The sequence below is a fragment of the Flavobacterium difficile genome, from assembly GCF_011392115.1.
In the GTDB taxonomy this organism is placed as follows: domain Bacteria; phylum Bacteroidota; class Bacteroidia; order Flavobacteriales; family Flavobacteriaceae; genus Flavobacterium; species Flavobacterium difficile.
This window is the reverse complement of the sequence record NZ_JAAJBT010000001.1, coordinates 523385-549167: the sequence shown is the minus strand read 5'-3', so window position 1 is coordinate 549167 and position 25783 is coordinate 523385. Positions and strand designations below refer to the sequence as shown.

Sequence of the window (25783 nt, the reverse complement as noted above, 5' to 3'; positions counted from 1 at the left end):
CTTTTAAAATGAAATTATTTTTTTAACCAGTTGTTTTCGAATGTACAATCTTTATAATCTGCACTTATTTTGATATGATTTTTCTCAATTTTTTCAGCCAACCATTTGTTAATTTCTTTAAACTGTTTGTCTGAAAGCGCTAATTCTTTTATTTTCATATAATCTGTGCTAAAATCTGCTTTGTGTTCTTCTGTTTTTTTGTTTACTTTTAAAATTTTGAAGAATTTTGTGCCTTGTCTTTCTTGTTCGATAAACACTTTAGACATTTCATTTTCCTTTAAAAGATTAACTTGATTGTATAATTCTGGTGGTAATTTTGAGATCTCAAAACGCGCTTCAGATGAACGAGGATTTAATAATAACCCACCATTAGTTTTAGTTTCTTTATCGTCTGATGATGCTTTAGCAGCATCTTCAAAAGTAATTTCACCTTTTTCTATTTTTGTTCTTATAGCTTCAATTTTTTCAGCAGCTTCTCTCATGGCCTGAGAAGATACTTTTGGCGTAATTACAATATGACGAAGTTCAATATCTTGACCAATAATTTTATCAATCATAATGATATGATATCCAAATTCTGTTTCAAAAGGTTCAGAAATTTCTCCTTCATTTAAACGAAAAGCCACATCTTTAAATTCTTTTACAAACTGTGTTTTTTTATTCATTTTATAATAACCACCGTTTGAACTTGAACCAGGATCTTCAGAATAAATTACGGCTTTACTATAAAAACTTCCGCCATTATTAATTACATCGTTTCTAATTTCGTTTAACTTATCAATTACTTTTTGTTTGTCTTCTTTAGAAACAACGGGTTTAATTACAATTTGCGACAGTTCAATTTCTGCTCCAATAGTTGGAATTTCTTCTTTAGGAATACCATTAAAAAATTGCTTCACTTCATCTGGTGTAACAGTAATATCATCTACAATTTTACGTTGCATTTGCGACGTTAATTTGTTCATTTTAATGATTTCGAAAAAATAGCTTCTAAAATCTTGCTCGTCTTTTTTCTTGTAATAAGCGAATAATTTTTCTTTAGAACCCATTTGCTCTACCAAAGCATCCATCTGGTTATCCATGTACGTATTCACTTCTTCATCTGTAACTACAATACTATCTTGAATGGCCTGATGCGCATACAATTTATCTTCTAACTGCTTCCCTAATAATTCGCAACGTGTAATATTTTGGGTATCTATATTTTGAGTTTTTAATTCTAAATACATTAAATCGATATCTGAATCTAATACGATATAATTTCCTACTACAGCTGCTACACCATCTACTTTTTGTTTCTTTTGTGCAAAAGTAACTACTGAAATCAGTAAGAATGCAAAAGCAAAAAAGTTAGTTTTATTTAAAAATTTCGAAATCATTGTCTTTAATGGCATCATTTGTTATTTCTGTTTGAATTTTATTTATTAAATCTGTTTTTCTTTTATTTAAAAGTATTTGTTTTATTGTTGGCGCGATATAATCTAAAGGAACAATATTGTTTTTAGGAATCATATTTTTCACCTTAACCAACCAAACCGAAGTGGCATCTACATATTGATATGAAATACCAGCATCAATATATTTTGAAAAATTATCCTGATTTACAAAAGGCAACCTTTCATATACTTGTTCTATATCTACCCAAACACTATCATTAAATGCGTAATCTTTAAATTGTATGGCTAAATTTTTAAGTTCTTTTTTATCTTTTTCTTTAAAACTAGAAAACTTGGCGCTAATGCTTTTTAATTTATTATTTCCTTTAACCAAGTTAATATATCTTAACTTCACTAACGGATTATTGGCTTTAAAATTATTTTTATTTAGTGTATAATAATTCTCAATTTCTTCTTTTGTAATTAGAGTATCAACTTTGGTAACTACTAATTGCTCGAGATAAGCTTTTGAATATAAATCTATTTTGTATTGATTGATTAATTCATCCAGCTCAGTTTGTTTACTTTTACTAATATTTTTTGTTGCATTATTCATAAGCAACTGCTGCATTGCCCATCGATTAATGAAATCTTTTACTAGTGCAATACTGTCTTTCTTTGGTGTGCCAGAAGGGATTAAATTTTCTAAATCATTCTGATACAAATAACTATCATTTACTCTAGCTATTGCTTTTTCTTTGTTTGTATTTTCTTTACTACAAGAAAGTACTAGTAACAAAAAAATGGAACAACCAAAGTATTTCATTATATATTATTTTAATTGCTGTTTTACTTTTTCAAAAACTTCTCGGTTTATTTTTACAGTAAATTCCTTTTTTAAAGTATCTACCCAATTTGCTTCTAGAAATTGTTGATAGTCGTTGATTACTCTGCTTTTACATTCATCAAAGCTTTTAGTTTCCGAGGGTTTTATATTCTTTACATAAACCAGAAAAGAATAATTTGCATCTTTATAGGTATTTTTAGCCCCTTTGGTAAGTACAGGAATTTTATCTAAAACATCATAATTTTTTTCAAAAACACCCGATTTTACCATTATTTGCACTTTATTATCTTTATTAAATTTGGCTTTAATATCCTCAATACTTTTCCCTTTTAGAAGCATCTTTTGTGCTGATTCTAGAACTTTTGCATCAGTAGAAGATAAAATATCTACATCATATCTTTCTTTCCAAATGTATTTGGTTAGATTGTCATTATAGTAATTTTTCAGCCCGATGGTGTCTAATTTTGATTTCGTCCAAATTTCTTTTTCCATTAAATCAAAAAGCAACAATCCGTCTCTGTATTCTTCCATAACGTTTTTGAAATCTGAAAATTCATTTTCCAAATTATCGGTGTAATAAGCGATTAATTGCTCACTTTTCCATGACTCATACAACTCAGCTACTAATTTTTTTAGTGGTTTAGTAGTTAATTTATTTTTCTGTTGAGAGAAAATATAAGATGCAAATGAATTGGTTGCTACTTTTTTATTTTTCTCAATCACTAAAACTTCACTTTCTAAGGCAGAATTATCTTTTGGAAGTTCCCAAGTTTGACTATATATGGCGTCTGTAACTAATTTTTCAATATTTTGGTAATTCTTAGTATTAGTTACTACCGAATATTTTGATTTAAGCTTGTTAGCTAAAGTGTTCGTAATTATAATAGAACGCTCATCTCTTTTAATTTTAGCTTCTAATTCTGACTTAGATTCTTCCATCTTTTTTAAAGGATGCTTTTCTATAAGTTTTACAATATGCCAACCAAAACCTGATTCAAATGGTTGGGAAATTTCGCCTTGTTTTTCTAATGAAAAAGCAACATTTTCGAAAGCTTCCGAACTCAACTGCCCAGTACCAAATCGTTGTAAAACGCCACCTTTAGCTGCACTTGATTTATCTTCTGAAAACTGACTTGCTAAAGCCTCAAAACTTTCACCTTGCTGAATTTTTTTAGAAATATCATCAATAGTTTGTTTCGCTTTGGCTTTGGCTTCTTCTGTAGCATCTGCAGGATTTAAAATCATAATATGCGCTACAGTAACTTCACCTTTATTATCTCTAATATCTGTAACTTTAATAATATGATATCCGAAACGAGTTCTTACCGGATTAGAAAGTGCTCCGATTTTAGTTTTATATGCTGCACTCTCAAAAGGGTAAACCATTCTAAAAGCAGAAAAATAGCCTAAATTACCTTTATTTTCAGCTACAGACGGATCTTGAGAATTTGCTAATGCTACCGCCTCAAAACTTTCTCCTTTTTCAATTCTTCTTTTCAAATCTAATGCTTTGTTGTAAAAAACTAAAGTATCTGATCCTTTAATATTTTCATCAAAAGTTATTAATATGTGGGAAGCTTTTACTTCTTTTAAACTTCTGCTATATGCTTCTTCTATAAGTTGGTTGGTAACCTTTGAATCGTTTAAGTACGTTTTTGATAACTGATTTCTGTATGAATTTAGTTCGTTTTGATATTTAGAACCGTTTTGCAATCCTAATTTATAGGCTTTATTTACTTTTAATTTATAGCCTACAAACAAATCTAAATACTGATTTAAGTCTTTCTGAGAATCATCTTTCACCAAATCTAAATTTTTTAAATAAATTCGCTTAAATTCCTCAACATTATAGGAAGTAGTATCAATTGAAAATAAAACTTCTTTTGAATTTTGAGCCCTTGAAATGCAAGAGATAATTAAAAATAACGTTAAAAATAAGTTTTGTAATTTCATTGTTTTTAAATAGATTTTGATTGCAACAAGCAAAAATATGAAATGATTACAATTAAACAACTAATTGAAGATATATTAACTAAAATTTTAGAATCAAAAAACAAAATTATAGACCATCTATCTTTTTTTTCTTAGTTTTTAAAATAAATCTTTCTTTTTTATTTTTTTTTTATATTTTTGTTATTTGAATAAAGAACCCCAATAATATAAAATAAATGAAAAACAATTTACTTAAATTCTACTTATCTGGTTTTGTTACTTTTATAAGTTTAATTTCCACAGCTCAACCGGTTGATCCACCTGCAGATCCTGACCCACTACCTGCTCCAATTGATTCCCAAATAATTTGGTTAGTCATAGGCGCAATAGTCATAGCGTATTACACTATTAAAAAAAATAAGGTAGCCAATACCTAATTATTCTCGAACACTTCTAATTCAATTAGAAGTGTTTTTTTTTTTTTTTTTTTTGCAAATAAATTATAAGATAAATACCCCAAATTTATTACCTATAATATTTATGAATTCTTTTTCACACAACAACAATTATATTACAATTGGAATTGTTATTTTCTTTGTAAATTTAATTTTGTACAGCACCTGTTCTTTTCTAGAATATCCTGTGACACATAACCTATTTTGGTATTTAAGAATACCTTTATTGTTAGTAATTTACCTACTTTCGGGAGAAAAAAACGTAGTTTATATTGTCTCGTTAATACTTTATCAAATTGCATCTTTATTTTTTGCATTTGGCAGTACTAATCTTTTCATATTAGGTAGTGTCGCATCACTTTCTTATAAATTATGTTTACTTTATCTTCTTTTTCCTTTAGTTGTAAAAAAAGATTATTTAAAAATTGCAATTTTATGTCTTCCTTTATTTATTATTTATTTATTAATTGTAGATTTAGTGGCAACAGATTTAGGATCTACTAAATTTTTATGGATAACAAATTCGCTAGTTACATCTATTATGGGTGGAATTGCAATTGTACATTATAATAGAAACTATGATTTAAAAGGATATTGGTTAATTATTAGTTCCATTTTGTTCATCATACAGATTGGTGCATTTTTTATCAATAAATTTTATTTAAAAAACGGATCTATATATCAAATGGTAATTTTTTCATCGGGAATATCTCATTTTGCATTTTATAAATTTATCGTTTTAAGAGAAAATGAATTAAAAAAAATGAGTCTTTAAAAAGACTCATTTTTTTTAATTCATTTTATTTTTTATTTGCTCTTGCAATAAGTGTATTTTTTAATAACATGGCAATTGTCATAGGACCAACTCCTCCAGGAACTGGTGTGATGTATGAAGCTTTTTTAGAAACGTTTTCAAAATCTACATCACCAACAATTTTATAACCTTTTTCTGTTGTTTCGTCGATTACACGTGTAATTCCAACATCAATAATTACTGCGTCATCTTTAATCATTTCTGCTTTTAAATAATTTGGGACACCTAAAGCAGAAATAATAATATCTGCTTGAGAAGTAATCTGAGTAATATTTTTGGTATGTGTATGTGTAACCGTTACTGTTGAATTTCCTGGAAAACCTTTTCTACCCATTAAAATACTCATTGGCCGTCCTACAATGTGGCTTCTTCCAATCACAACTGTATGCTTTCCTTGAGTTTGTACGTTATATCTTTCCAATAATTCTAAAATCCCAAATGGTGTAGCTGGAATAAACGTGCTCATATCCAACGCCATTTTTCCAAAATTCTCTGGATGAAATCCGTCTACATCTTTAGAAGGGTGAATGGCCATAATCACTTCTTGCGTATCAATTTGTGGCGGCAAAGGCAATTGCACAATAAACCCATCGATATTGCTGTCTTCGTTTAATTCTTTAATTTTTTTTAGTAACTCTGTTTCAGAAGTGGTACTTGGCATTTTAATTAAGGTAGACTCAAAACCCACTCTTTCGCAAGCCTTTACTTTACTACCAACATACGTTAAACTTGCGCCATCATTTCCTACAATAATAGCTGCTAAATGAGGTACTTTTTCGCCTTTAGCTTTCATTTTTGCTACTTCTGCAGCAATTTCTTCCTTAATTTCTTCTGATACTTTTTTTCCGTCGAGTAGTTGCATGTGTATAAATTTGTGTGTTGTATTTATATAAAAAAGACGCGATACATCGCGTCTTTACATCATTTCATTCTAGGCATTGATGGCATTCCTTTCATTCCGCCCATCATTTGCATCAGTTTTTTTCCGCCTCCGCCTTGCATCATTTTCATCATTTTGCTCATTTGATCGAATTGTTTCATCAATTGATTTACTTCTTCAATTTTTCTTCCTGCTCCTTTAGCAATTCTTGTTTTTCTTTTCACATCAATTATGGCTGGCTTACTTCTTTCTGCTGGAGTCATCGATTGAATAATAGCTTCTACATGTTTAAAAGCATCATCTTCTATTTCAACATCTTTTAAGGCTTTACCTGCACCAGGAATCATTCCGACAAGATCTTTCATGCTTCCCATTTTTTTTATTTGTTGAATTTGAGCCAAGAAATCATCAAAACCAAATTCATTTTTAGCAATTTTCTTCTGAATTTTTCTAGCTTCTTCTTCATCGTATTGTGCTTGAGCTCTTTCCACTAAAGACACCACATCTCCCATTCCTAAAATTCTTTCAGCCATACGAGAAGGATAGAACACATCAATAGCATCCATTTTTTCTCCAGTACCGATAAATTTTATAGGTTTATTGACAACCGATTTAATAGAGATAGCTGCTCCACCACGAGTATCACCATCTAATTTTGTTAAAATAACTCCGTCAAAGTTTAGTCTGTCATTAAAAGCTTTGGCTGTATTTACTGCATCTTGACCCGTCATGGCATCCACAACAAACAAAGTTTCATGTGGCGTAATTGCTTTATGAACGTTTGCAATTTCGTTCATCATTTCTTCATCCACTGCTAAACGACCAGCTGTGTCAATAATTACTACGTTAAAACCGTTAGCTTTTGCATGCTTAATAGCGTTTTCAGCAATAGAAACTGCATTCTTATTTTCAGGTTCTGAATATACTTCTACACCAATTTGATCTCCAACAACGTGCAACTGGTTAATTGCAGCCGGACGGTAAATATCACAAGCAACTAATAATGGTTTTTTATTTTTCTTAGTTTTTAAGAAATTGGCTAACTTTCCAGAAAAAGTTGTTTTACCAGACCCTTGTAAACCAGACATTAAAATTACGGTAGGATTTCCAGATAAATTAACACCCGCAACATCACCACCCATTAATTCTGTCAATTCATCTTTAACTAATTTCACCAACAACTGACCTGGTTGTAAAGTAGTTAATACGTTTTCTCCTATAGCTTTGTCTTTTACACGAGTGGTAAAATCTTTAGCAATTTTAAAATTAACATCGGCATCTAATAACGCACGACGCACTTCTTTTAACGTATCAGCAACATTTACATCGGTAATTTTTCCGTGTCCTTTTAGTATATGGAATGCTTTATCTAACTTATCGGTAAGATTATCAAACATAATAATTGAGCTTTTTAATGAAGTGCAAATTTAGTAATTTGATTTTTAAGATATCAAATTATTGAAATAAAAAAAACCGCTTATTTTCATAAACGGTTAAATTTTTAATAAAAACTTATTATTTTTTTGAACAACAAGATTTTTTAGCTGCTGTTGAACAAGATTTACCATCTTTTTTATCTGTACAAGCTTTTTCAGTCTTAGCCTTTTTCTTTTCTTTTTCTTTGAAAGTTACTACTGAAGCTGAAGAAACCATAAACGCCATAATAGCAACGATTGACAATACTTTTTTCATGATATTTATTTTTAAATTAATTTATTAAATAATTATAGAATTCAAATATATAAAATTTTATAAATGAAAATAATAAAATTATCTTAATTTTTTTCAAAAGTCAGATAATCAGTTCCACCGTTGCCTCCACTAACATGAATAAGTTCGATTTTTGTTGCATTGTAAGAAATAATATTCCAATCTTCAGTTAATTCTGTAAAAGTTGCTGGAGTAGAAAAGGCAATATTAAAATCTAAATCGTTACTTGGACTATCATCCAGACTATTATCTGAGGTTACCGACCAAACACCTGTAACTGTTGTACTTCCGTTTACTGCGGTTAGTACATTATTTGCACCAAAAGTAAAAATATAATTTGCAAAGTTGTTAGTTTCTATGCTGCCAGAATCGTTATAAAGCGTAATTCTCCAATTTCCATTGTTTACCGTATTGATCACTGGTGTTGGATCTACAGAATTGTTTGATGGACTGTCATCATTGTCATTACAAGTCATTGCTGTGGTTAGCATAAAAAATAATGCAAAAGCTGAGATTAATTTGATTTTTTTCATAATAGTAGTTTTATCATATAACGTAAAAAATAGCAAAATATTGTGCTTACACTCTGACTATCAACACTTTTGTATTTGACATAATTCAAAAAACTCAAAAAATGTTATGAAAAATTTTTTAAACATTGCTTTTTTGTTTCACAATACTCACAATTTCATTTTTAGAAACTACACCCGATTGTCGCCATAACATTTTTCCGTTTTGAAACAACATCATAGTGGGAACACCTTTTACTTGAAATTGAGCTGCAATTTCTTGATTTTTATCTACATCAACTTTAATGATACTTACTGTTTCACCTAAATCTTCTTTAACTTCTACTAAAATTGGTGCTAAAGCTTGACAAGGTCCGCACCAAGTAGCAAAAAAGTCAATTAATACGGGCTTATTTCCATTAATTAATTCTTGAAATTTACTCATCTTTTCTGTTTTTTGTAGGTAGATTGCAACCTCTTGGACCGCAACCTAAATTAAAAATTGCCTGAAATAAAAAGAAAATTCCAAATGCAACAAAAACCCATTGCTGCTGTTCATAAGCCGAGTAAAAACAAAAACTTGATACAGCAATTCTAAAATAGCGCATAAAATGCCAATTATCAAATAGTATTTTCTTCATCTTTTCAATTCTTTAAGTAAAAGTACAAAACTAAAACGTTTGCTTTGTAACAAAGATTACATTAAAACTGAAAATAAATGAAAGGTTGCGGCCCGGCAGAAGCAGTTGCAAAAACTAGCCAGAAAACTAATCCTAAAACAATAGCTCTAGTAATTAGAGGCATCGCTTTAAATACATTTTGAATGGCAACAGTTACTTTTTCTGGAATATAATGCCAAAAATAACCTAAGAACATTAAGACAAATACGTTTTGATACCCTTGAGTAATCGTTAACCACTGATTGAAATCGAAAGTAACTTTTCCAATATTTTGAATGATTTGTAACGCCGTAGTAAAATCTTTTGCACGGAAGAAAATCCAACAGAAGGCTACAAAATGAAACGTAACAACTATAGCAAAAAACTTTAAAAAGGGAGTAATAAAGAATATCTTACGTTTTGCTGGCGGATAATATTCTAAAAATATTTTATGAACAGCTAAGGCCATTCCGTGTAAAGCACCCCAAATTATGAATCGCAAACTTGCACCGTGCCACAATCCTCCTAACAACATAGTAGTCATTAAGTTAACATTAGTGTACATGGTTTTTTCTTTTTCTTTAGAAAATAAAAATGTAAAAGCAAAAATTACGGTTGAAGCTACTGCAATAAGTAAAGGAATTGTACTTGTTGCTGAAAAAGAAATTCCCCAAATAATTAAACCTACAAAAAACAAACCAGGAAATAAAAACCCTGCAAACGTTCCGTAACGGTTTCCTCCTACTGAAATGTATAAGAAATCTTTTAACCAAGTAGATAAGGAAATGTGCCAACGACGCCAAAAATCTGTAATTGATGTCGATTTATATGGCGAACGGAAGTTGGTTGGTAATTTGAAACCTAATAATAAAGCCACACCAATTGCCATATCTGAATATCCCGAAAAATCACAATAAATTTGAATGGTATAGCCATAAGAAGCCATTAAGTTTTCGAAAGGCGTGTAACTATTTGGCAAATCGAAAACCCGATCTACAAAGTTTAAAGAGATATAATCAGAGATTACTGTTTTTTTAATTAAACCTCCAATTATCAATAAAAAAGCGCGGTTAATATCGTCTTGTGTAACATTTAATTTCTGATAAATTTGTGGTAAGAAATCTTTCGCTCTAACGATTGGTCCAGCTACTAATTGCGGGAAAAAGGAAACGAAAAATAAATAGTCCACAAATCGTTTGGTAGGTTCGATTTCTTTTCGATACACTTCAATAATGTAACTGATAGATTGAAAGGTGTAAAACGAAATTCCCACAGGTAAAATCACGTCAAATCCTTTTAAATTTCCTTGAGAAATTTGATTCCATGTATCAATTAAAAAATTACTGTATTTGAAATACCCTAAAAATCCTAAATTCAGAATAATACTAAACGTTAAGCATAGTTTTTTGTTTAAAACACTTGAAGTTCGATGAACTAAATTTCCTAAATTATAGTCTACTACCGCAGAACCTAGTAATAATAAAAAGTAAATCCCACTTGATTTATAGTAGAAAAACAAAGAAAAAATAATCACGTAAATCATACGCAACGTATTTGCTTTTCTTAGCAAAATATACCAAAAATAAAAAACTAAAAATAAGCCTAAAAATAAGCCTGTATTAAAAAGCAAAGGTTCTTTTTCGTTATAAACGAACCATTTTTCTACTACTTCTGGAGTAACCTTTCCTATATTTTTATAAAACCATTCTTGTAACACGCTTCTTTATTTTTCAGATTTATATAATTCGTATGATTGAATGAATGCATCAAAAAACAATTCGCCTTGTTTTTCGTAACCTGCATTCGAATAATGCACTTTATCTCGTGCCATTAAACCCATTCTCGAATTGATATTAATATTTTTATTTCCACCAAAAACCTCTAATAAATTCCAAACCGCATACTTTTCTGTTGCAGCCATTTCTATGATTTTTTCAGCGTATTTTTCGATGTAAATATTTTTATGTTTTCTATGTAAAACTGATGGTGGCGAAGTGGTAACCAAAATGGATGCTTCTGGACATTTTTGTTTTATGCCATCAATCATTGTTTTTAAATTTTCGAAATAAGTAGCAACATCTTGTTTATCAAAACTTTCATTGGTTCCTAAAGAAATCACAAATAAATCAGCTTCTAAGGCAGGTAATTGTTCAAAAAACAAAGGAAATTTATTGTAATCGTTACTTTTCGCACCATTCACACCAATAGAAGAATACGTAACACCCGGATTTTCATTTTCTAAAATCAAGCCATTTAAAGCAAAATCATTAACATTTTCATTGCCGATAATTGTAACTTTATCAATTGGAGTAGTAGCTGTATAATTGCTTGAATTAGCCGTATTTTCTAGCGCTATTGGTTCATAAACATATTTAACTGTTGTAACCGTTTTGTACGTTGTAACCGATTTTCCTCCGGGAATTTTTAAAATCTTTCCATCACGAATATTATCTGATGTTAAACCGTTAGCGGCTTTTAATTGTTTTAAAGAAATGTTGTATTTATCAGCAATTCCACCTAAAACTTCACCTGGTTTTACTTTATGTGAACTTGTGGCAGGTGTTTTTACAGCGACTTTTTCTTGAGTGGTATAACTTTTTTTAGCAAAAGCTACATTAAAATAATTTTCATTTTTTGGAGAAATAACTTTCAGTTTCGTAAAATCGAATTGAGCATCTTTTACCAACATATCTATATGAAAACTTTTTTGTTTCGGTTCGAAAGAAATTCCACTTAAACCTACTGGTTTTGATAAATCTGCATATAAATTTCTAGTTGCAGAAAATCCGCCAGAACCTGTAAAACGAATTGGAGCACTATTATTTGTTCCGGCTAAACTGTAAGGAAAAGTAAATCCAAAACCAGCGTTTCCAAAAACTTGTTGCATTCTTCTTCGAATTTTAGCGGTATACAAATCGGCTTGAATGTGCGAATCGCCAATATGTACCATTCGTACTTTTCTGTCTTGATTTTCTTCTAACAAATATAATTTTTCGAAAACATTAGCTAAAGCTTTCTCGTTTAAAATGACATTACCAAACGCCTCAAAATTGGCGGTATCGATAGCTACAGCACTACTATCCTTTTCCACTTTTAACGAATCCGTTTGTGAAAAACCAAGAGTTGTAAAAAGTAATAGATATAAAAACTTATTCATTTACAGTATCGTTTACTACGGGAACCGAATCATTAACTACTGCTTTTGGTTTTGCTTTTTTCTTAGCTAAAGCTCGTAATTTTTTATATTCTTGATATCCTGTATCTATTTGTTTATAAATTAGTTGTGCAATTTCTTTGGCACCTCTATGATTAAAATGTGTGTAATCTTTATTCGCTCTAGCAGGCACATTTTCTACCCATTTCACCATCGAACCATCGCCACCCATAAGTGTGTATAAGTTTACCAAACCAGCTTCCGCTTTTACAGCGTAGCGTTTTTGTGCCAATACTAAAGGAGAAACCGCAGAATCTGATTTCATTTCCATGTCGTATTTAGTGGATTTATCGGCAGTTGTGATGATTAAAATGGCTGCTCCAGGAAAACATTCTTTGATGTGTTTGACAACTGAAGTCATTTTTCTTTCGTACCAAGAATAATTTAAAGAGCCATAATTTAATACGTTGGTTCCGAATTGTAAAATAATTAAATCATAGCCTAATTTTTGTTGAAAAGCGTTCATTAAATCTACATTCAAGGAACCTAAAGGCAAACCAGAATTTCCTCGCGATGAAAAATTATCAACGTGAATTCCCTTTCCATTATCGAAATTAAAACCATAAAACGGAATAGAATCTGCATTAATGAAATTCACTTTTACATTTTTAACATTATCAGCAACTTGAGTGGTATTTAACATCGAAATCGGATTCAGTTTTTTGTAAACTGTATCTTTTCCGAATATTTGACGCAAACTTGCTTTTCTGTTTTTAGAACTTCCGTAAAAAAGTGTCGGATTGTTTAAAGTGGTAGCAAAACGATTTCTTCCTGCTTTGTATTTTACCCAAGTAGCATTAACTGTATCTTTTGCAAAAAATACTGAACCATTTACTCCAAAAGAACGTAAAGGACTTTTAGTTTTTAAATAAGATTGAGCTTTCCAATTGGAAGAAAATTCATGAAGTATAGAACCTCTAGAACCCGCAGATTCTGAAGTAATATTTACAAAACCTACACCTTCTCCACCAAAAACACTTTGAAACTGTGTTCGAACATCTTGTACAATCATATCGCCATCGGTCATCGAATCGCCGAAATAAGCAATACGAGCTTTTCCTTTTTTACTGGTTTCTAATTGGTATAATTTCTCGAAAAATGGAATCAAATATTGATATCCTTTATATTGTTCAAATTTTTCACTAGAAAATTTAATTCCAAGTGGATTCGAGACAAATGAAATTGTTTTGTTGGTTAATGTATCTTCATCAGATAAATTTCCACCTTCAGCCACGGCTTCTAACATTAAACTATCCACCACTACATTTTTGCTATTCGCAGTAGTATCAGGAAATAATTTTCTAGGTAAAAAGGTTTTAAACCCAATAAAAGAAGCAATGGCAATGACAACAATTAGCCACGATTGAAAAAAATAGGATTTGTTTTGGTTCACTTTATTATTTTATAAGGCGCTATTTTTTTGCCACGAAGGCACTAAGGCGCAAAGTTTTTATTTTAATGTTGTACTTCAAACTTCGTAATTCGTAAATCTTACTTCGTAAATTTTACTTTTACATACGTTCCGGAACACTAATCCCTAATAATCCGAAAGCATTTTTAATGACGTTACTAACTGAATTGGACAATTGCACTCTGAAAACTTTTTTATTCACATCATCTTCTCCTAAAATCGACACATTCTGATAGAATGAATTGAATTCTTTTACTAAATCGTATGTATAATTCGCTATTAAGGCTGGACTATGATTTTCAGCTGCATTTTGAATAATTTCTGGGAACAATTGTACTTGTTTGATTAATTCTTTTTCTTTTTCATGTAAGGCATCAAGTTGCGATTCTTGACTATAATCGAAAGTAGCTTTTCTTAAAATCGATTGAATACGAGCGTAAGTATATTGAATAAAAGGCCCAGTATTTCCGTTGAAATCTACTGATTCTTCAGGATTAAACATCATTTGCTTTTTCGGATCTACCTTTAACATGTAATACTTTAATGCCCCTAAACCAATTGTTTGATACAAACTAGCTTTGTCTTCAGCGGAATAGTCTTCTAATTTTCCTAAATCTTCTGAAATTTGTTTGGCTGTTGCAGTCATTTCAGCCATTAAATCATCGGCATCTACTACAGTTCCTTCACGAGATTTCATTTTTCCTGAAGGCAATTCTACCATTCCGTAGGATAAATGAAATAAGTGTTCAGCCCAATCGTATCCTAATTTTTTCAATATTAAAAATAAGACTTTAAAATGATAATCTTGCTCATTTCCAACCGTATACACCATTCCACCAATGTCTGAAAAATCTCTTACACGTTGAATAGCAGTTCCGATATCTTGAGTCATATATACCGAAGTTCCATCAGAACGCAGTACAATTTTTTCATCTAAACCATCTGGCGTTAAATCAATCCAAACCGAACCATCTTCTTTTTTAAAGAAAACACCATTGTTTAAACCTTCTTCTACGACATCTTTTCCTAATAAATACGTGTTGCTTTCGTAATAATAACTATCAAAATCAACACCTAAATTATTGTATGTTACTGCAAAACCATCATACACCCATTGGTTCATGGTTTTCCAAAGTTCGATTACTTCTGATTTTCCATTTTCCCAATCTAAAAGCATTTGTTGTGCTTCTAAGATTAGCGGCGCTTGTTTTTTGGCTTCTTCTTCAGTTTTTCCTTCTGCCATTAAAGCTGCAATTTCAACTTTATAAGCTTTATCAAATTCCACATAAAAATTACCCACCAATTTATCACCTTTTAAACCTGTTGAAGCTGGCGTTGCTCCGTTTCCGAATTTCTGCCAAGCCAACATCGATTTACAGATATGAATTCCTCTGTCGTTGATAATTTGTGTTTTATATACTTTTTTTCCTGATGCCTTGATAATTTCAGCAACCGAATATCCCAATAAATTATTTCTGATATGACCTAAATGCAAAGGTTTATTGGTGTTTGGTGAAGAATATTCTACCATAACCGCTTTTTCACCTTCTTTTGGCGCTACAAAACCGAATTTTTCAATATTTTTAATACTATTGAAATATTTCAAGTAATATTCATCTGAAATTACAAGATTTAAAAACCCTGCAACCACGTTAAACTTAGCAACCTCAGCTACATTTTCTACTAAAAACTCACCGATTTTTGTACCAATTTCTACAGGATTTCCTTTAATTTGTTTCACCAAAGGAAAAACCACCATAGTAATATCTCCTTCAAAATCTTTTTTAGTCGACTGAAATTCAACTCGTTCTATTGAAATTTGAAACAGTTGTTCAACGGCATTCTGAATGGGTGCGGAAAGAATTTCTTGTAAAGACATAATCGTTTTTTTTATAGCGTGCAAAGATAGAATTTTTAACGTATTGAAAAGTCAATTTGTAACAAAAATGCAGAAATTTTGTCTAACCTTACAATTGCAAAAATTATTAAGAAACAATTAACATAGAATCAACATTAGTTAAATAGTTTTGCACCGTTTTTAAAAATCATCAATCCATCACAAAAATTCAAAAAAAAGAAATGAAATTAATTAAATTTTTTAGCGCAATTATGTTGCTAACTACCACTTTAATGTGGTCTCAAGAAACAAAACCAGGTGTAATTTCTGGAAAAATTATTGACAAAGCTACAAATGAACCTGTAGGTTTTTCTACAGTTAGTATTTTAGATGGCACAAAACCAGTGGCAGGTGTGTCTACAAAAGAAGATGGTAGTTTTGAAATTAAAAACTTAGAATTAAAAAGTTTGACCGTAAAAGTGAATTTTATTGGATATAATGATGCTTCAAGAACGGTAACATTAACCGAGGAAAACAAAGAAATTAATTTAGGAAATATTACTTTAGAGGCAAGTACAAATACCATTGAAACTGTTTCTATTGTTAAAGAACGTTCTACTATCGAGCAAAAAGCAGATAGAAAAGTGGTAACAATTGGAAGAGATTTAATTGCTTCTGGAACTACAGCTTCAGAAATTTTTAATAACATTCCGACCGTAAGCATTGACCCACAAACTAAAGAATTAAGTTTAAGAGGAAATTCAAATGTTCGTGTTTTAATTGACGGAAAGCCTACAAATATTGATGCAGCGCAATTGCTTCAACAAATTCCTTCAGCATCTATCAAGCAAGTAGAATTAATTACGAATCCTTCTTCAAAATATAATCCAGAAGGAAATAGTGGAATTATCAATATTATTTTAAACAAAAACAGTCAAACTGGATTTAATGGTAGTATTAACTCGGGTTATACATTCGGAATCACACCGAAAACTAACCAATCGTTAAACTTAAATTATAAGGTTGGAAAGGTAAATTTTTATACAAATTATGGTTTCAATCATGGAAGAAATAGAAGTGAAGGTTTTGTGGAATCTGACCGACAAAATTTACAAAACAGACAAGATTTTGATTTCACTAATACCAATACTTCACACTTAGCAAAAGTTGGAGTTGATTACTACATTAACGATAACAATACCCTTTCTTTCTTCACCAATTGGAACTTAGCAGACGGTAAAGGAATTTCAAATACATTCATTAACTATGTAGATAACACTTCAAATATTGATGAATTACAGAAAAATACAAATAACAGTGGAAACAGTACACAAACATATGACTTGAACTACAAACACAACTTCAAGAAAAAAGGAGAATACATTGAATTTCAAGCAAATTATGCTAAAACTACAAACGAAGACTTATCGCTTTTTGACAATAATAATGTGTTGCGATTGAACGATTTAGACAGCAAAACGAATTACACACAATTTAACATAGACTATACGAATCCAATTGATGAAAACACAAAAATTGAAATTGGATATGAAAGTAGAATTCAAGACGGACAAAATAACTTTTATAATGAATCTTTACCGTTTTTCGGTTCAAATCCGTTTAGTTTTAATAGAAACATTCATGCTGTTTACACCAACTACAGTAAATCATTCGGAAAATTTAGCGCACAAGTTGGCGTAAGAGTAGAACAATATAATTTAGATGCTCGATTTGAAAGAAACGAAAAAAATCCAGACTATTACGAAGCTACTAATGTTGAAGATGATATTTTTACAGCTTATCCATCTGCGTATTTGTCATACAAACTAGATGATTCTAACACATTTAATGTTAATTATACCAGAAGGGTTGACCGACCAAGTATCGGACAAATTAATCCGATTAGAGAATGGACAACGCCTTTGTTAGAATCTAGAGGAAATCCAGCTTTAGAACCACAATTTACGAACTCTTTCGAAATCAACCATACTAAAATTTTCAAAATAGGTTCTGTAACTTCTGCTGTATTTTATCGATTAATTAACGCTGAAATATCTCGAGTTATTTTTCCTAACCCATTAAACAGCATTCAAAACATTATGTCTTTTGACAATTTTGATAACAACAGTCAGTTAGGTGCTGAAGTAAACGCCAATTTAAAATTAACTAAATGGTGGTCTACCAATGCGAGTGCCGATTTATACTACAAAACAGTAAGAGGAACAGTTACTAATGCGGACACAAATTTACCAGAAAACAAAGAAATTGATGTGACTACTTTTAATACGCGTTTAAACAACACTTTTACAGTAACAAAAAAATTACGATTTAACTTGTTTGGAATGTACAGAAGTAGAGATTTAGGGTTACAATTTTTAAGAACACCAATGTACAGAGCTGATTTTGGCGCTAACTACAGTGTTTTAAAAGGAAAAGGAACCGTTTCTGCCAGATTAAACGACATGTTCAGAACTCAGTTTTTCGGATTTAACGGAAATATTCCTTACCGTCAAGATGGTGAATTCCGATTTGAAAGCAGAACGTTTTACATAGGTTTCAATTACAATTTTGGAAGTGGTAAAAATAAAGAATTACAAAGAAAACAAAGAGACAAACAAGAAACACAAGGTGGTGGAATGTTTTAATCATTTTTGAGTTACGATTTACTATTTTTGATTTAAATCTGATTCAACAAAAAAAAGCGTCTTGATCATTTCAGGACGCTTTTTTTGTTATTATTTTGTTTATAAACCAATTTAACCAATTGTATTTGTTGAGATTTTACCTACATTTGTTTGGAACAAATTGAAACCATGGAAAATAGTACAACAACTGAAATAACACAACCAATTAAACCAAGAAATAATAAAAAGAAAATTATTCTTATTTCTTCAATTTGTTTAGTAGTATTCTTTTCACTTTTGTTTATTTGGATAAAATTCAATAAAAAAGAACCTTTTTGCTTAAAAGACGAAACACAAATTTATGACTATTATAAAAAATCCGTTGTTTTAGTCAAAAACACTTATACTTATGAAATTTCAATTAATGGATCTGAACCTTTTTCTATAGATCCCAAATTATTATTAAGCCAGAAAAAGAGTTCTTTCTTCGAAGATTTTAAAAAAGAAATTACTGGAACTGGATTTTTCGTTTCAGAAGAAGGTCATATTGTAACCAATCATCATGTGGTTGAGCCTTGGTTTTTTAAGAAAGCGGATGAAGAACATGAAAATGAAGATGAAGAATATTATGATCCTGAAATAGCAAACATTAAAAGTTTAATTATTGAAAATATTTGCCCTACCACTGATCCAAAAAAATACAAAGAAGTTTTAAAAAATAGTTTGAAAGATGGAGTATCTCAAATCAATTTAATTGATGATGAGGAAGCCATCAATCAACTTTATAAAATGAATACGGAAAACGGAAAAACTTTAGAAAATAAAGAAGCATACGTTTCAACAACTTTGGATACTTCATCAATGGAGAATGACACATCTAACGTAAATAATTCCGAAGAATTTGAAACTGAAGAATATAACGAAATAAGAAATGAAGGAGATGAAATTTATGAGAAAAAAATAGCTTTACAAAACAGCAAGATATATTATTTTAATGAATATGAAGATAAAATAGAGTTTGCAAGCGAAGCCATTAAAATAACTTGTAAACTTATTGATACAAGTATAGCTTTACATGGTTCCAATTCAGATTGGTTAAAATGCAAAGTAATCAAACTAGCAGAAGGAACTGATATCGATTTAGCACTATTACAATTAGAAATTGAAACTTTACCAGAAGAAGTGGAAAACATAGTAGATTTAGAGAATGCAGTTGAAAGCGACAGTAATATTAAACCAGGTTCAGAAGCTATTTTAATTGGTTATCCGCTGGGAATGGAACTGGCAAAATCAAAAAAAGGAGATTTAAAAGTCCAAATTTACGATGGAAAAATAAGTAAAGAATCTGACGGAATTAAGCTTCAATACAGTACAACTTCAACACATGGTGCGAGTGGCTCACCTATTTTTAATAGTTGTGGACAGTTGATTGCTGTTAATTACTCTGGATATGATTTTACACAAGGTTACAACTTTGGTATAGTATCAAAACATATCCATTCACTCTTAAATTAAAAAAAGCGTCTTGAAGAAAAATCGAGACGCTTTTTTTATATAACTTAAAAATTTATTTACCATCTAATAATTACACTTCCCCAAGTAAAACCTGAACCGAAAGCAGCTAAAACTACTAAATCGCCACTTTTGATTTTACCTTTCTCCCACGCTTCCGTTAAAGCAATAGGAATTGAGGCTGCTGTAGTATTTCCATAATTCATGATGTTATTGTATACCTGATCATCAGTTAATTTAAATTTCTGTTGGATGAATTGAGAAATTCTTAAATTCGCTTGATGTGGCACTAACAAATTAATATCGGAAACTTCTAAATTATTAGCCTGTAAACCTTCGTTAATCACTTCACTAAAACGCACTACTGCATTTTTAAATACAAATTGTCCATTCATATAAGGATAATAACTTTCGTCACTCGGGTCGTTATCTGCAATTACATCTGTAATCCAACGCTTACCCATTCCTGGTGCAATTAAAGCCAATTCTTCTGCATGTTGTCCTTCCGAATGCAAATGCGTAGATAAGATTCCTTTAGTTACATCTTCTTCTCTTGAAAGTACGGCTGCTCCTGCTCCATCTCCAAAAATTACAGACACACCACGACCTCTATCTGTCATATCTAAACCCGTAGAATGCACTTCAGAGCCAATTACCAAAATATTTTTATACATTCCGGTTTTAATATATTGATCAGCAATAGAAATTGCATAAACAAATCCTGAACATTGATTTCTAACATCTAAAGCTCCAACTGTTTTTAAACCTAAGTCGCGTTGCACAAGCACTCCTGGTCCTGGAAAATAATAATCTGGTGAAAGTGTAGCAAAAATTACAAAATCGATATCTTCTTTCGAAACATTAGCACGTTGAATGGCAATTTCAGCGGCTTTTACACCCATTGAAGTGGTAGTATCTTCACCTCTAATTACATGACGGCGTTCTTTAATTCCGGTTCTTTCCTGAATCCATTCGTCATTGGTATCCATTATTTTGGATAAATCATCGTTAGTTACAACATTTTCTGGCACATAATAGCCTAAACCTGATATTTTTGAATGATACATAATTAAATTTTAGAGCACAAATTTAAGAAATTTATAATTAATTCGTAATTAAGTAGGCTTTAATTACAAATATGTTAAAATATAGTAAAAAAATTTGACCACAGCACTTTAAATCTTACTTTAGATGCTTAAAATTTAACGCAAAATTGAAATGAAGAAATTAGTTACATTCTTATTTTTAGGTATTGGATTTTCTAGTGTTATCGCACAAGAAAATGTTACGTATCAAAAACCCTCTAAAGAAATTTTGGAACTTGCAGACTACCAACGTGCACCATCTGTAAGCATGGATTCTAAAAAAGAGTACATGTTATTGAGTTACAGAAATACGTATAAAACTCTAGATGACTTGAATCAAGAAGAAATGCGTTTAGGTGGCTTACGCATCAATCCAGTTACAAACATTTCTAGTACAGTTACTTACATTAACAATTTGAAGTTAAGAAAAGTAAAAGAAAAAAACGAAATCCAAATAAAAGGTTTGCCAGAAAATGCATTACTAACTAATATTAGTTGGTCACCAAATGAAAAGAAAATTGCATTTACAAACACTACAAAAGCTGGTGTTGAGTTATGGATAGTAGATGTGGTTTCTGCAACGGCATCTAAAATTACATCTGATAATTTGAATGCAAATTTAGGAAGTCCGTTCAATTGGATGAACGACAATGAAACGCTTTTGGTTAAAGTATTGCCTAAAAACAGAAAACCTTTAATTGATGAGAAAAAAAGTTTACCAAAAGGACCAACCGTTTCAACTGCAGACGGTTCGAAATCACAAAACAGAACCTATCAAGATTTATTAAAAAACAAAACGGATGAAGCTAATTTTGAATCGTTAGTAACTTCGGAATTATATAAAGTTTCGTTATCAGGAAAATCGGAATTATTTAAATCTGCTGATATTTATGCGGGTGAAAGTTTTTCTCCTGATGGAAACTACTTAATGTTAACTACTATACAAAAGCCTTTTTCTTACATTGTTCCACTAAGTAGATTTCCTCAAAAATCGGTTGTATATGATGTTACAGGAAAAGAAATCAAACTAGTTAACGAAGTACCTTTAACAGAAATAATGCCTAAAGGATTTTCTTCAGTTAGAAAAGGAAAAAGAAACATGAGTTGGCGAGCTGATCAACCTGCTACTTTATCTTATGTTGAAGCTTTAGACGAAGGTGATCAAGCTAAAAATGTAACGCATAGAGATGAAATTTTTGTATGGGAAGCGCCATTTACAAAAGCAGCTACATCTTTCTTTAAAACGAAGCAACGTTTTGGAGGAATTATGTGGGGAAATGAAAACTATGCCATTGTGTATGATAGTTGGTATGATACCAGAAATGCTAAAACGTATTTAGTAAACCCATCTAACTTAACGGCTGAAGCCAAAATTATTTCAGATAGAAATTCGCAAGATATTTATTCCGATCCAGGGAACTTTGAAACCAAGAAAAACCAATACAATCGTTATGTGTTAGCAATTGAAAACGACAACGCCTACTTAATTGGAAACGGTTTTACCAAAAACGGTCAATTTCCTTTTATTGATGAATTCAATTTGAAAACTTTAAAAACAAAACGTTTGTACACGTCTAGTTATACAGATAAAAAAGAAGATTTATTATCTATAGAAGATTTCAAAAAAGGAGAAGTTTTAGTGATGTTGCAATCTAAAAATGAATATCCAAACTATTTTATGAGAAATATTAAATCTAAAAATAGTTTGACACAAATTACTGCTTTTGCTAATCCATTTGAAAGTATTAAAAACGTGTATAAAGAAGTAATCAAATACAAAAGAAAAGACGGTGTGGAACTTTCTGGAACTTTGTATTTACCAGCAAATTATGACCGAAAAGCTAAAAAAGAAAAATTACCTTTATTAATTTGGGCTTATCCAGCAGAATTTAAAGATAAAAACTCAGCCGGTCAAAGTGATAAAAACCCGAATGAATTTACATTTCCAAACTATGGATCGTTTGTGTATTGGGTAACTAAAGGATACGCTGTTTTAGACGATGCTTCTTTCCCTATTATTGGGGAAGGCACTACAGAACCAAATGATACTTTTATACCTCAATTGGTTTCTAATGCAGAAGCTGCCATTGATGCTGTAGATAATTTAGGTTTTATTAATAGAAAAAAAGTTGCAGTTGGCGGACACAGTTACGGTGCATTTATGACAGCTAATTTGCTTTCGCACTCTAATTTATTTGCTTGTGGAATTGCGAGAAGTGGCGCTTACAACAGAACTTTAACTCCATTTGGTTTCCAAAGTGAACAACGTAATTTTTGGGATGTTCCAGAAATTTATGCAGGAATGTCACCTTTCAATACAGCAGATAAAATGAAAACTCCGTTATTATTAGTTCATGGTGATGCTGATAATAATCCAGGAACTTTTACCTTACAATCTGAGCGTTACTTTCAAGCGTTAAAAGGCTTAGGCGCACCAGTTCGTTTGGTTTTATTACCTAAAGAAAGTCATGGTTATGCGGCAAAGGATAACATTTTACATCTTTTATGGGAACAAGATCAGTTCTTAGAAAAGTACCTAAAAAACTAATTCAAACTAAAATCGACTTGTACCATTACAAGTCGATTTTTTTTAAATATACGATTGAGGTTTTTGCAATATCTTTTTCACTTTCAAAAAAAATAGTTTGATTCTCCAATTTTGATTCAATTAAATAGTGATTGCCTTTAAAATAAGAAACTTGTACTTCAACACGTATTTCAGATTTATCTACAACTTTCAATTGATGTGGATAAATTAATTGAACTTTACCATTTAATTCCACTTCATTTACGTCACCAAACAAAGCCGCAGTATATTTATGTTTCGGATTGTAATACAATTCTTTTGGAGAAGCTTTTTCTAAAATGGTTTTATCTTTTAAGACAATCACCTCATCTGAAAATGAAAGTACGTCGTTTATGTCATGACTGGCTACTAAAGTTGTAATTTGTTTATCTTTTAAATAAGTGAAGATTTTACGTCTTAGATCGTTTTTTCTAAAATTATCTATATGAGAAAAAGGCTCGTCTAAAAGTAAAACCTCTGGTTCTTGAGCTAATACTCTGGCTAAAGCTACTCGTTGCATTTGTCCTCCACTTAAAAACTTCGCTTTAACATTTTTAAATTCTGACATTTCAACCAATTCTAACAATTCGTCAATGCGGTTTTGTTTCTCTTCAGGATAAAAGTTAGATAAAAATTTACCCACATTTTCACCAACTGTAATAAAAGGCATTAAATCAAAATCTTGAGCCAAATATTTCATAAAAAGCATTCCAGGAACTAAATGAAATTTCGGTCCTAAAATCTGAGTATCTTTCCAAAAAAAAGTACCATTATCGCAATCTAAAAGTCCATATATAATTTTTAATAACGAACTTTTTCCACATCCACTCTCTCCAATAATTGATAATTGTTTGCCAACTTCCACTGTGAAGCTAATGTTTTCTAGTGTTGAGCTAGTAGAATATGAAAAATTATTTAAGTTTATTTTTAACATTGATTGTATTATTTTTTTTTTATCTTGCAACACCCAAAATTATTAAAAATAAACTAAGAATGATTAAAAAATTATTTACCTTGATGTTAGTGTCTTGCTCATTTGTAGCAAGTGCACAATTTGGAATTGAAGCAAATTATGGATTAAACGGTTCATATGAGCCAAGTTATAATGGGTTCACTCATTTTGGCGCTGGTATTACCTATGAATTTGATGACAAATTTGGAGCAAAATTAGATTTTGGAATAGATGATTTTTCTGTTCAGAATGATGTAAGAGGTACGAAAACTGGAGTCTCTAATTTTAGAGTGACTGCTCAAGGTACCATTAACTTAAGTAGCTTAGCCGATACACGTGCTTTTTATAACAAATTTAATGTTATAGCACATGGTGGTGCAGGTATATCTATTTTGAATTCAGATATTGCCGATAACCAAAAAACAGATCATCTATTAAATTTAGTCTTTGGTATTACTCCAAGATATGAAGTTGCAGAAAACTTTTTTTTAACTGCAGATTTTTCTTTTGTAGCCAATGTTTCTCAACATTATTTATTTAATGGTGAAGTTTCGTACGACGGACCTGCAAATTCATTTACAGGTTTAATGTATAATGCTTCATTAGGTATGGCATACAAATTTGGGAAATAATCCAAAATTATAACTTTAAAAAAAAAGAGGAACATAAGTAATGTCCCTCTTTTTTTTGTGCAATAAATTAAATTTACTGTCCATTTTTAGCATCTTCAATCATTTTATCATTTGCTAAAATTGCGAACTCAACGCGTCTATTTTTACCTCTTCCTTCTTCTGTTTCATTAGAATCTATAGGATCTGCTTCTCCCATTCCTAGTATAGAAAAACGAGAGCTAACTAATCCTTTACTTGCTAAATAGTTTTTTACAGCTGCAGCACGTTGATCTGATAAATTCAAATTATATTCATCAGCACCTTTACTATCTGTATATCCATAAATTTTTATATTAGTATCTGGATAGTTTTTAAACACAGGAACCAACTTGTCTAAATTAGCTTTAGCTGCAGAAGTTAACGTTGCTTTATTAAAATCAAATCGCACGGCATTTTCACCTAATACTAATTTAATCCCTTCACCAACTCTTTCAACTTGAGCACCTGGAAGTTGCTCTTGAATTTCACGAGCCTGCTTGTCCATTTTTTTCCCAATTAAGCCACCTGCAACTCCACCAACAACTCCACCAATTACAGCACCCAAAGCTCCTTTTCCGCCTTTTCCAACGTTATTGCCTAAAACTGCACCCAAAACTGCACCTCCAGCGGCACCAATAACTGCACCTCTTTGTGTTTTGTTAGAATTTTTAACTGCCTTACAACTTGTAAAAACTGTAGACGAAAGTAAAACTATACTTAAGCCAATTGCTATCTTTTTTTTCATTTTTT

At 30.8% G+C, this 25783-nt stretch carries 21 protein-coding genes; 5 read left to right on the top strand and 16 right to left on the bottom strand.

Annotation, left to right across the window (positions count from 1 at the left end; translation table 11 throughout):
• Positions 1-14: 14 nt before the first annotated feature.
• The 3 genes from G4D72_RS02350 to G4D72_RS02340 are packed head-to-tail and all read right to left on the bottom strand — an operon-like array spanning position 15 to position 4176.
• Positions 15-1394, bottom strand: a complete 1380-nt coding sequence (locus G4D72_RS02350) for a peptidylprolyl isomerase (RefSeq protein WP_166076091.1) — start codon at positions 1392-1394, stop codon at positions 15-17.
• Entirely contained in the window at positions 1357-2202 is an 846-nt protein-coding gene (locus tag G4D72_RS02345; protein WP_166075980.1) for a hypothetical protein, read from the bottom strand. The genes G4D72_RS02350 and G4D72_RS02345 overlap by 38 nt, the downstream gene beginning before the upstream one ends.
• 6 nt (positions 2203-2208) lie before the next feature.
• Positions 2209-4176: a peptidylprolyl isomerase gene (locus tag G4D72_RS02340; RefSeq protein WP_166075979.1), complete on the bottom strand. Its 1968-nt coding sequence runs from the start codon at positions 4174-4176 to the stop codon at positions 2209-2211.
• Positions 4177-4695: 519 nt separating this feature from the next.
• Here G4D72_RS02340 and G4D72_RS02335 point away from each other — a divergent pair.
• On the top strand, positions 4696-5385 hold the full coding sequence (locus G4D72_RS02335; protein ID WP_166075978.1) for a hypothetical protein: 690 nt from the start codon (positions 4696-4698) through the stop codon (positions 5383-5385).
• 25 nt (positions 5386-5410) lie between these two features.
• Here G4D72_RS02335 and G4D72_RS02330 read toward each other — a convergent pair whose 3' ends face one another.
• The 10 genes from G4D72_RS02330 to argS form a co-directional block, all read right to left on the bottom strand.
• The gene (locus G4D72_RS02330; RefSeq protein WP_166075977.1) at positions 5411-6286 is read right to left on the bottom strand and encodes a bifunctional 5,10-methylenetetrahydrofolate dehydrogenase/5,10-methenyltetrahydrofolate cyclohydrolase; all 876 of its coding nucleotides are present in this window, start codon (positions 6284-6286) and stop codon (positions 5411-5413) included.
• A 59-nt stretch (positions 6287-6345) separates the two neighbouring features.
• Entirely contained in the window at positions 6346-7701 is a 1356-nt protein-coding gene (ffh, locus tag G4D72_RS02325; protein ID WP_166075976.1) for a signal recognition particle protein, read from the bottom strand.
• Between the two features lie 118 nt (positions 7702-7819).
• Positions 7820-7996 (bottom strand): hypothetical protein, encoded by a 177-nt coding sequence (locus G4D72_RS02320; RefSeq protein ID WP_166075975.1) that lies wholly within the window; start codon positions 7994-7996, stop codon positions 7820-7822.
• 83 nt (positions 7997-8079) lie between these two features.
• Positions 8080-8547 carry a hypothetical protein gene (locus tag G4D72_RS02315; protein WP_166075974.1) on the bottom strand — a complete coding sequence of 156 codons (468 nt, stop codon included), beginning with the start codon at positions 8545-8547 and terminating at the stop codon, positions 8080-8082.
• Positions 8548-8665: 118 nt separating this feature from the next.
• Complete coding sequence (trxA, locus tag G4D72_RS02310; RefSeq protein WP_166075973.1) at positions 8666-8968, bottom strand: thioredoxin; 303 nt, start codon at positions 8966-8968, stop codon at positions 8666-8668.
• Entirely contained in the window at positions 8961-9164 is a 204-nt protein-coding gene (locus G4D72_RS02305; protein WP_166075972.1) for a hypothetical protein, read from the bottom strand. The genes trxA and G4D72_RS02305 overlap by 8 nt, the downstream gene beginning before the upstream one ends.
• Before the next feature lie 61 nt (positions 9165-9225).
• Positions 9226-10899: an MBOAT family O-acyltransferase gene (locus G4D72_RS02300; RefSeq protein WP_166075971.1), complete on the bottom strand. Its 1674-nt coding sequence runs from the start codon at positions 10897-10899 to the stop codon at positions 9226-9228.
• A 6-nt stretch (positions 10900-10905) separates the two neighbouring features.
• Positions 10906-12339: a GDSL-type esterase/lipase family protein gene (locus tag G4D72_RS02295; protein ID WP_166075970.1), complete on the bottom strand. Its 1434-nt coding sequence runs from the start codon at positions 12337-12339 to the stop codon at positions 10906-10908.
• Positions 12332-13789, bottom strand: coding sequence for an SGNH/GDSL hydrolase family protein (locus G4D72_RS02290; protein WP_166075969.1), 1458 nt, complete (start codon positions 13787-13789; stop codon positions 12332-12334). The genes G4D72_RS02295 and G4D72_RS02290 overlap by 8 nt, the downstream gene beginning before the upstream one ends.
• Positions 13790-13907: 118 nt before the next feature.
• A complete protein-coding gene (gene argS / locus G4D72_RS02285; protein ID WP_166075968.1) occupies positions 13908-15686 on the bottom strand; it encodes an arginine--tRNA ligase in 1779 nt (592 codons plus the stop codon).
• 200 nt (positions 15687-15886) lie between these two features.
• On the opposite strand from argS, the gene G4D72_RS02280 reads away from it, so the two are divergent.
• Together G4D72_RS02280 and G4D72_RS02275 are read left to right on the top strand one after the other, a co-directional pair.
• Positions 15887-18289 (top strand): TonB-dependent receptor domain-containing protein, encoded by a 2403-nt coding sequence (locus tag G4D72_RS02280; RefSeq protein ID WP_166075967.1) that lies wholly within the window; start codon positions 15887-15889, stop codon positions 18287-18289.
• A 168-nt stretch (positions 18290-18457) separates the two neighbouring features.
• Positions 18458-19783, top strand: coding sequence for a S1 family peptidase (locus G4D72_RS02275; protein ID WP_166075966.1), 1326 nt, complete (start codon positions 18458-18460; stop codon positions 19781-19783).
• A gap of 56 nt (positions 19784-19839) precedes the next feature.
• Here the strand turns inward: G4D72_RS02275 and G4D72_RS02270 are convergent, their stop codons facing one another.
• Positions 19840-20847, bottom strand: a complete 1008-nt coding sequence (locus tag G4D72_RS02270; protein WP_166075965.1) for a 3-oxoacyl-ACP synthase III family protein — start codon at positions 20845-20847, stop codon at positions 19840-19842.
• 151 nt (positions 20848-20998) lie between these two features.
• Between G4D72_RS02270 and G4D72_RS02265 the strand changes: the two genes are divergently transcribed.
• On the top strand, positions 20999-23413 hold the full coding sequence (locus G4D72_RS02265) for a S9 family peptidase (RefSeq protein WP_166075964.1): 2415 nt from the start codon (positions 20999-21001) through the stop codon (positions 23411-23413).
• 25 nt (positions 23414-23438) lie between these two features.
• Here the strand turns inward: G4D72_RS02265 and G4D72_RS02260 are convergent, their stop codons facing one another.
• The gene (locus G4D72_RS02260) at positions 23439-24365 is read right to left on the bottom strand and encodes an ABC transporter ATP-binding protein (protein ID WP_166075963.1); all 927 of its coding nucleotides are present in this window, start codon (positions 24363-24365) and stop codon (positions 23439-23441) included.
• A gap of 59 nt (positions 24366-24424) precedes the next feature.
• Between G4D72_RS02260 and G4D72_RS02255 the strand changes: the two genes are divergently transcribed.
• On the top strand, positions 24425-25015 hold the full coding sequence (locus tag G4D72_RS02255) for an outer membrane beta-barrel protein (RefSeq protein ID WP_166075962.1): 591 nt from the start codon (positions 24425-24427) through the stop codon (positions 25013-25015).
• Between the two features lie 73 nt (positions 25016-25088).
• Here G4D72_RS02255 and G4D72_RS02250 read toward each other — a convergent pair whose 3' ends face one another.
• The gene (locus G4D72_RS02250) at positions 25089-25778 is read right to left on the bottom strand and encodes an OmpA family protein (protein WP_166075961.1); all 690 of its coding nucleotides are present in this window, start codon (positions 25776-25778) and stop codon (positions 25089-25091) included.
• Positions 25779-25783 lie beyond the last annotated feature (5 nt).

What these genes read in the sequence shown, in the direction of transcription:
- G4D72_RS02295 (WP_166075970.1), bottom strand. Translation starts at nt 12,339, where the DNA reads ATGAATAAGTTTTTATATCTATTACTTTTTACAACTCTTGGTTTTTCA.
- G4D72_RS02315 (WP_166075974.1), bottom strand. Translation starts at nt 8,547, where the DNA reads ATGAAAAAAATCAAATTAATCTCAGCTTTTGCATTATTTTTTATGCTA.
- G4D72_RS02280 (WP_166075967.1), top strand. Translation starts at nt 15,887, where the DNA reads ATGAAATTAATTAAATTTTTTAGCGCAATTATGTTGCTAACTACCACT.
- trxA (WP_166075973.1), bottom strand. Translation starts at nt 8,968, where the DNA reads ATGAGTAAATTTCAAGAATTAATTAATGGAAATAAGCCCGTATTAATT.
- G4D72_RS02335 (WP_166075978.1), top strand. Translation starts at nt 4,696, where the DNA reads ATGAATTCTTTTTCACACAACAACAATTATATTACAATTGGAATTGTT.
- G4D72_RS02305 (WP_166075972.1), bottom strand. Translation starts at nt 9,164, where the DNA reads ATGAAGAAAATACTATTTGATAATTGGCATTTTATGCGCTATTTTAGA.
- G4D72_RS02265 (WP_166075964.1), top strand. Translation starts at nt 20,999, where the DNA reads ATGAAGAAATTAGTTACATTCTTATTTTTAGGTATTGGATTTTCTAGT.
- G4D72_RS02340 (WP_166075979.1), bottom strand. Translation starts at nt 4,176, where the DNA reads ATGAAATTACAAAACTTATTTTTAACGTTATTTTTAATTATCTCTTGC.
- argS (WP_166075968.1), bottom strand. Translation starts at nt 15,686, where the DNA reads ATGTCTTTACAAGAAATTCTTTCCGCACCCATTCAGAATGCCGTTGAA.
- G4D72_RS02250 (WP_166075961.1), bottom strand. Translation starts at nt 25,778, where the DNA reads ATGAAAAAAAAGATAGCAATTGGCTTAAGTATAGTTTTACTTTCGTCT.
- G4D72_RS02345 (WP_166075980.1), bottom strand. Translation starts at nt 2,202, where the DNA reads ATGAAATACTTTGGTTGTTCCATTTTTTTGTTACTAGTACTTTCTTGT.
- G4D72_RS02350 (WP_166076091.1), bottom strand. Translation starts at nt 1,394, where the DNA reads ATGCCATTAAAGACAATGATTTCGAAATTTTTAAATAAAACTAACTTT.
- G4D72_RS02320 (WP_166075975.1), bottom strand. Translation starts at nt 7,996, where the DNA reads ATGAAAAAAGTATTGTCAATCGTTGCTATTATGGCGTTTATGGTTTCT.
- G4D72_RS02275 (WP_166075966.1), top strand. Translation starts at nt 18,458, where the DNA reads ATGGAAAATAGTACAACAACTGAAATAACACAACCAATTAAACCAAGA.
- G4D72_RS02330 (WP_166075977.1), bottom strand. Translation starts at nt 6,286, where the DNA reads ATGCAACTACTCGACGGAAAAAAAGTATCAGAAGAAATTAAGGAAGAA.
- G4D72_RS02270 (WP_166075965.1), bottom strand. Translation starts at nt 20,847, where the DNA reads ATGTATCATTCAAAAATATCAGGTTTAGGCTATTATGTGCCAGAAAAT.
- G4D72_RS02260 (WP_166075963.1), bottom strand. Translation starts at nt 24,365, where the DNA reads ATGTTAAAAATAAACTTAAATAATTTTTCATATTCTACTAGCTCAACA.
- ffh (WP_166075976.1), bottom strand. Translation starts at nt 7,701, where the DNA reads ATGTTTGATAATCTTACCGATAAGTTAGATAAAGCATTCCATATACTA.
- G4D72_RS02255 (WP_166075962.1), top strand. Translation starts at nt 24,425, where the DNA reads ATGATTAAAAAATTATTTACCTTGATGTTAGTGTCTTGCTCATTTGTA.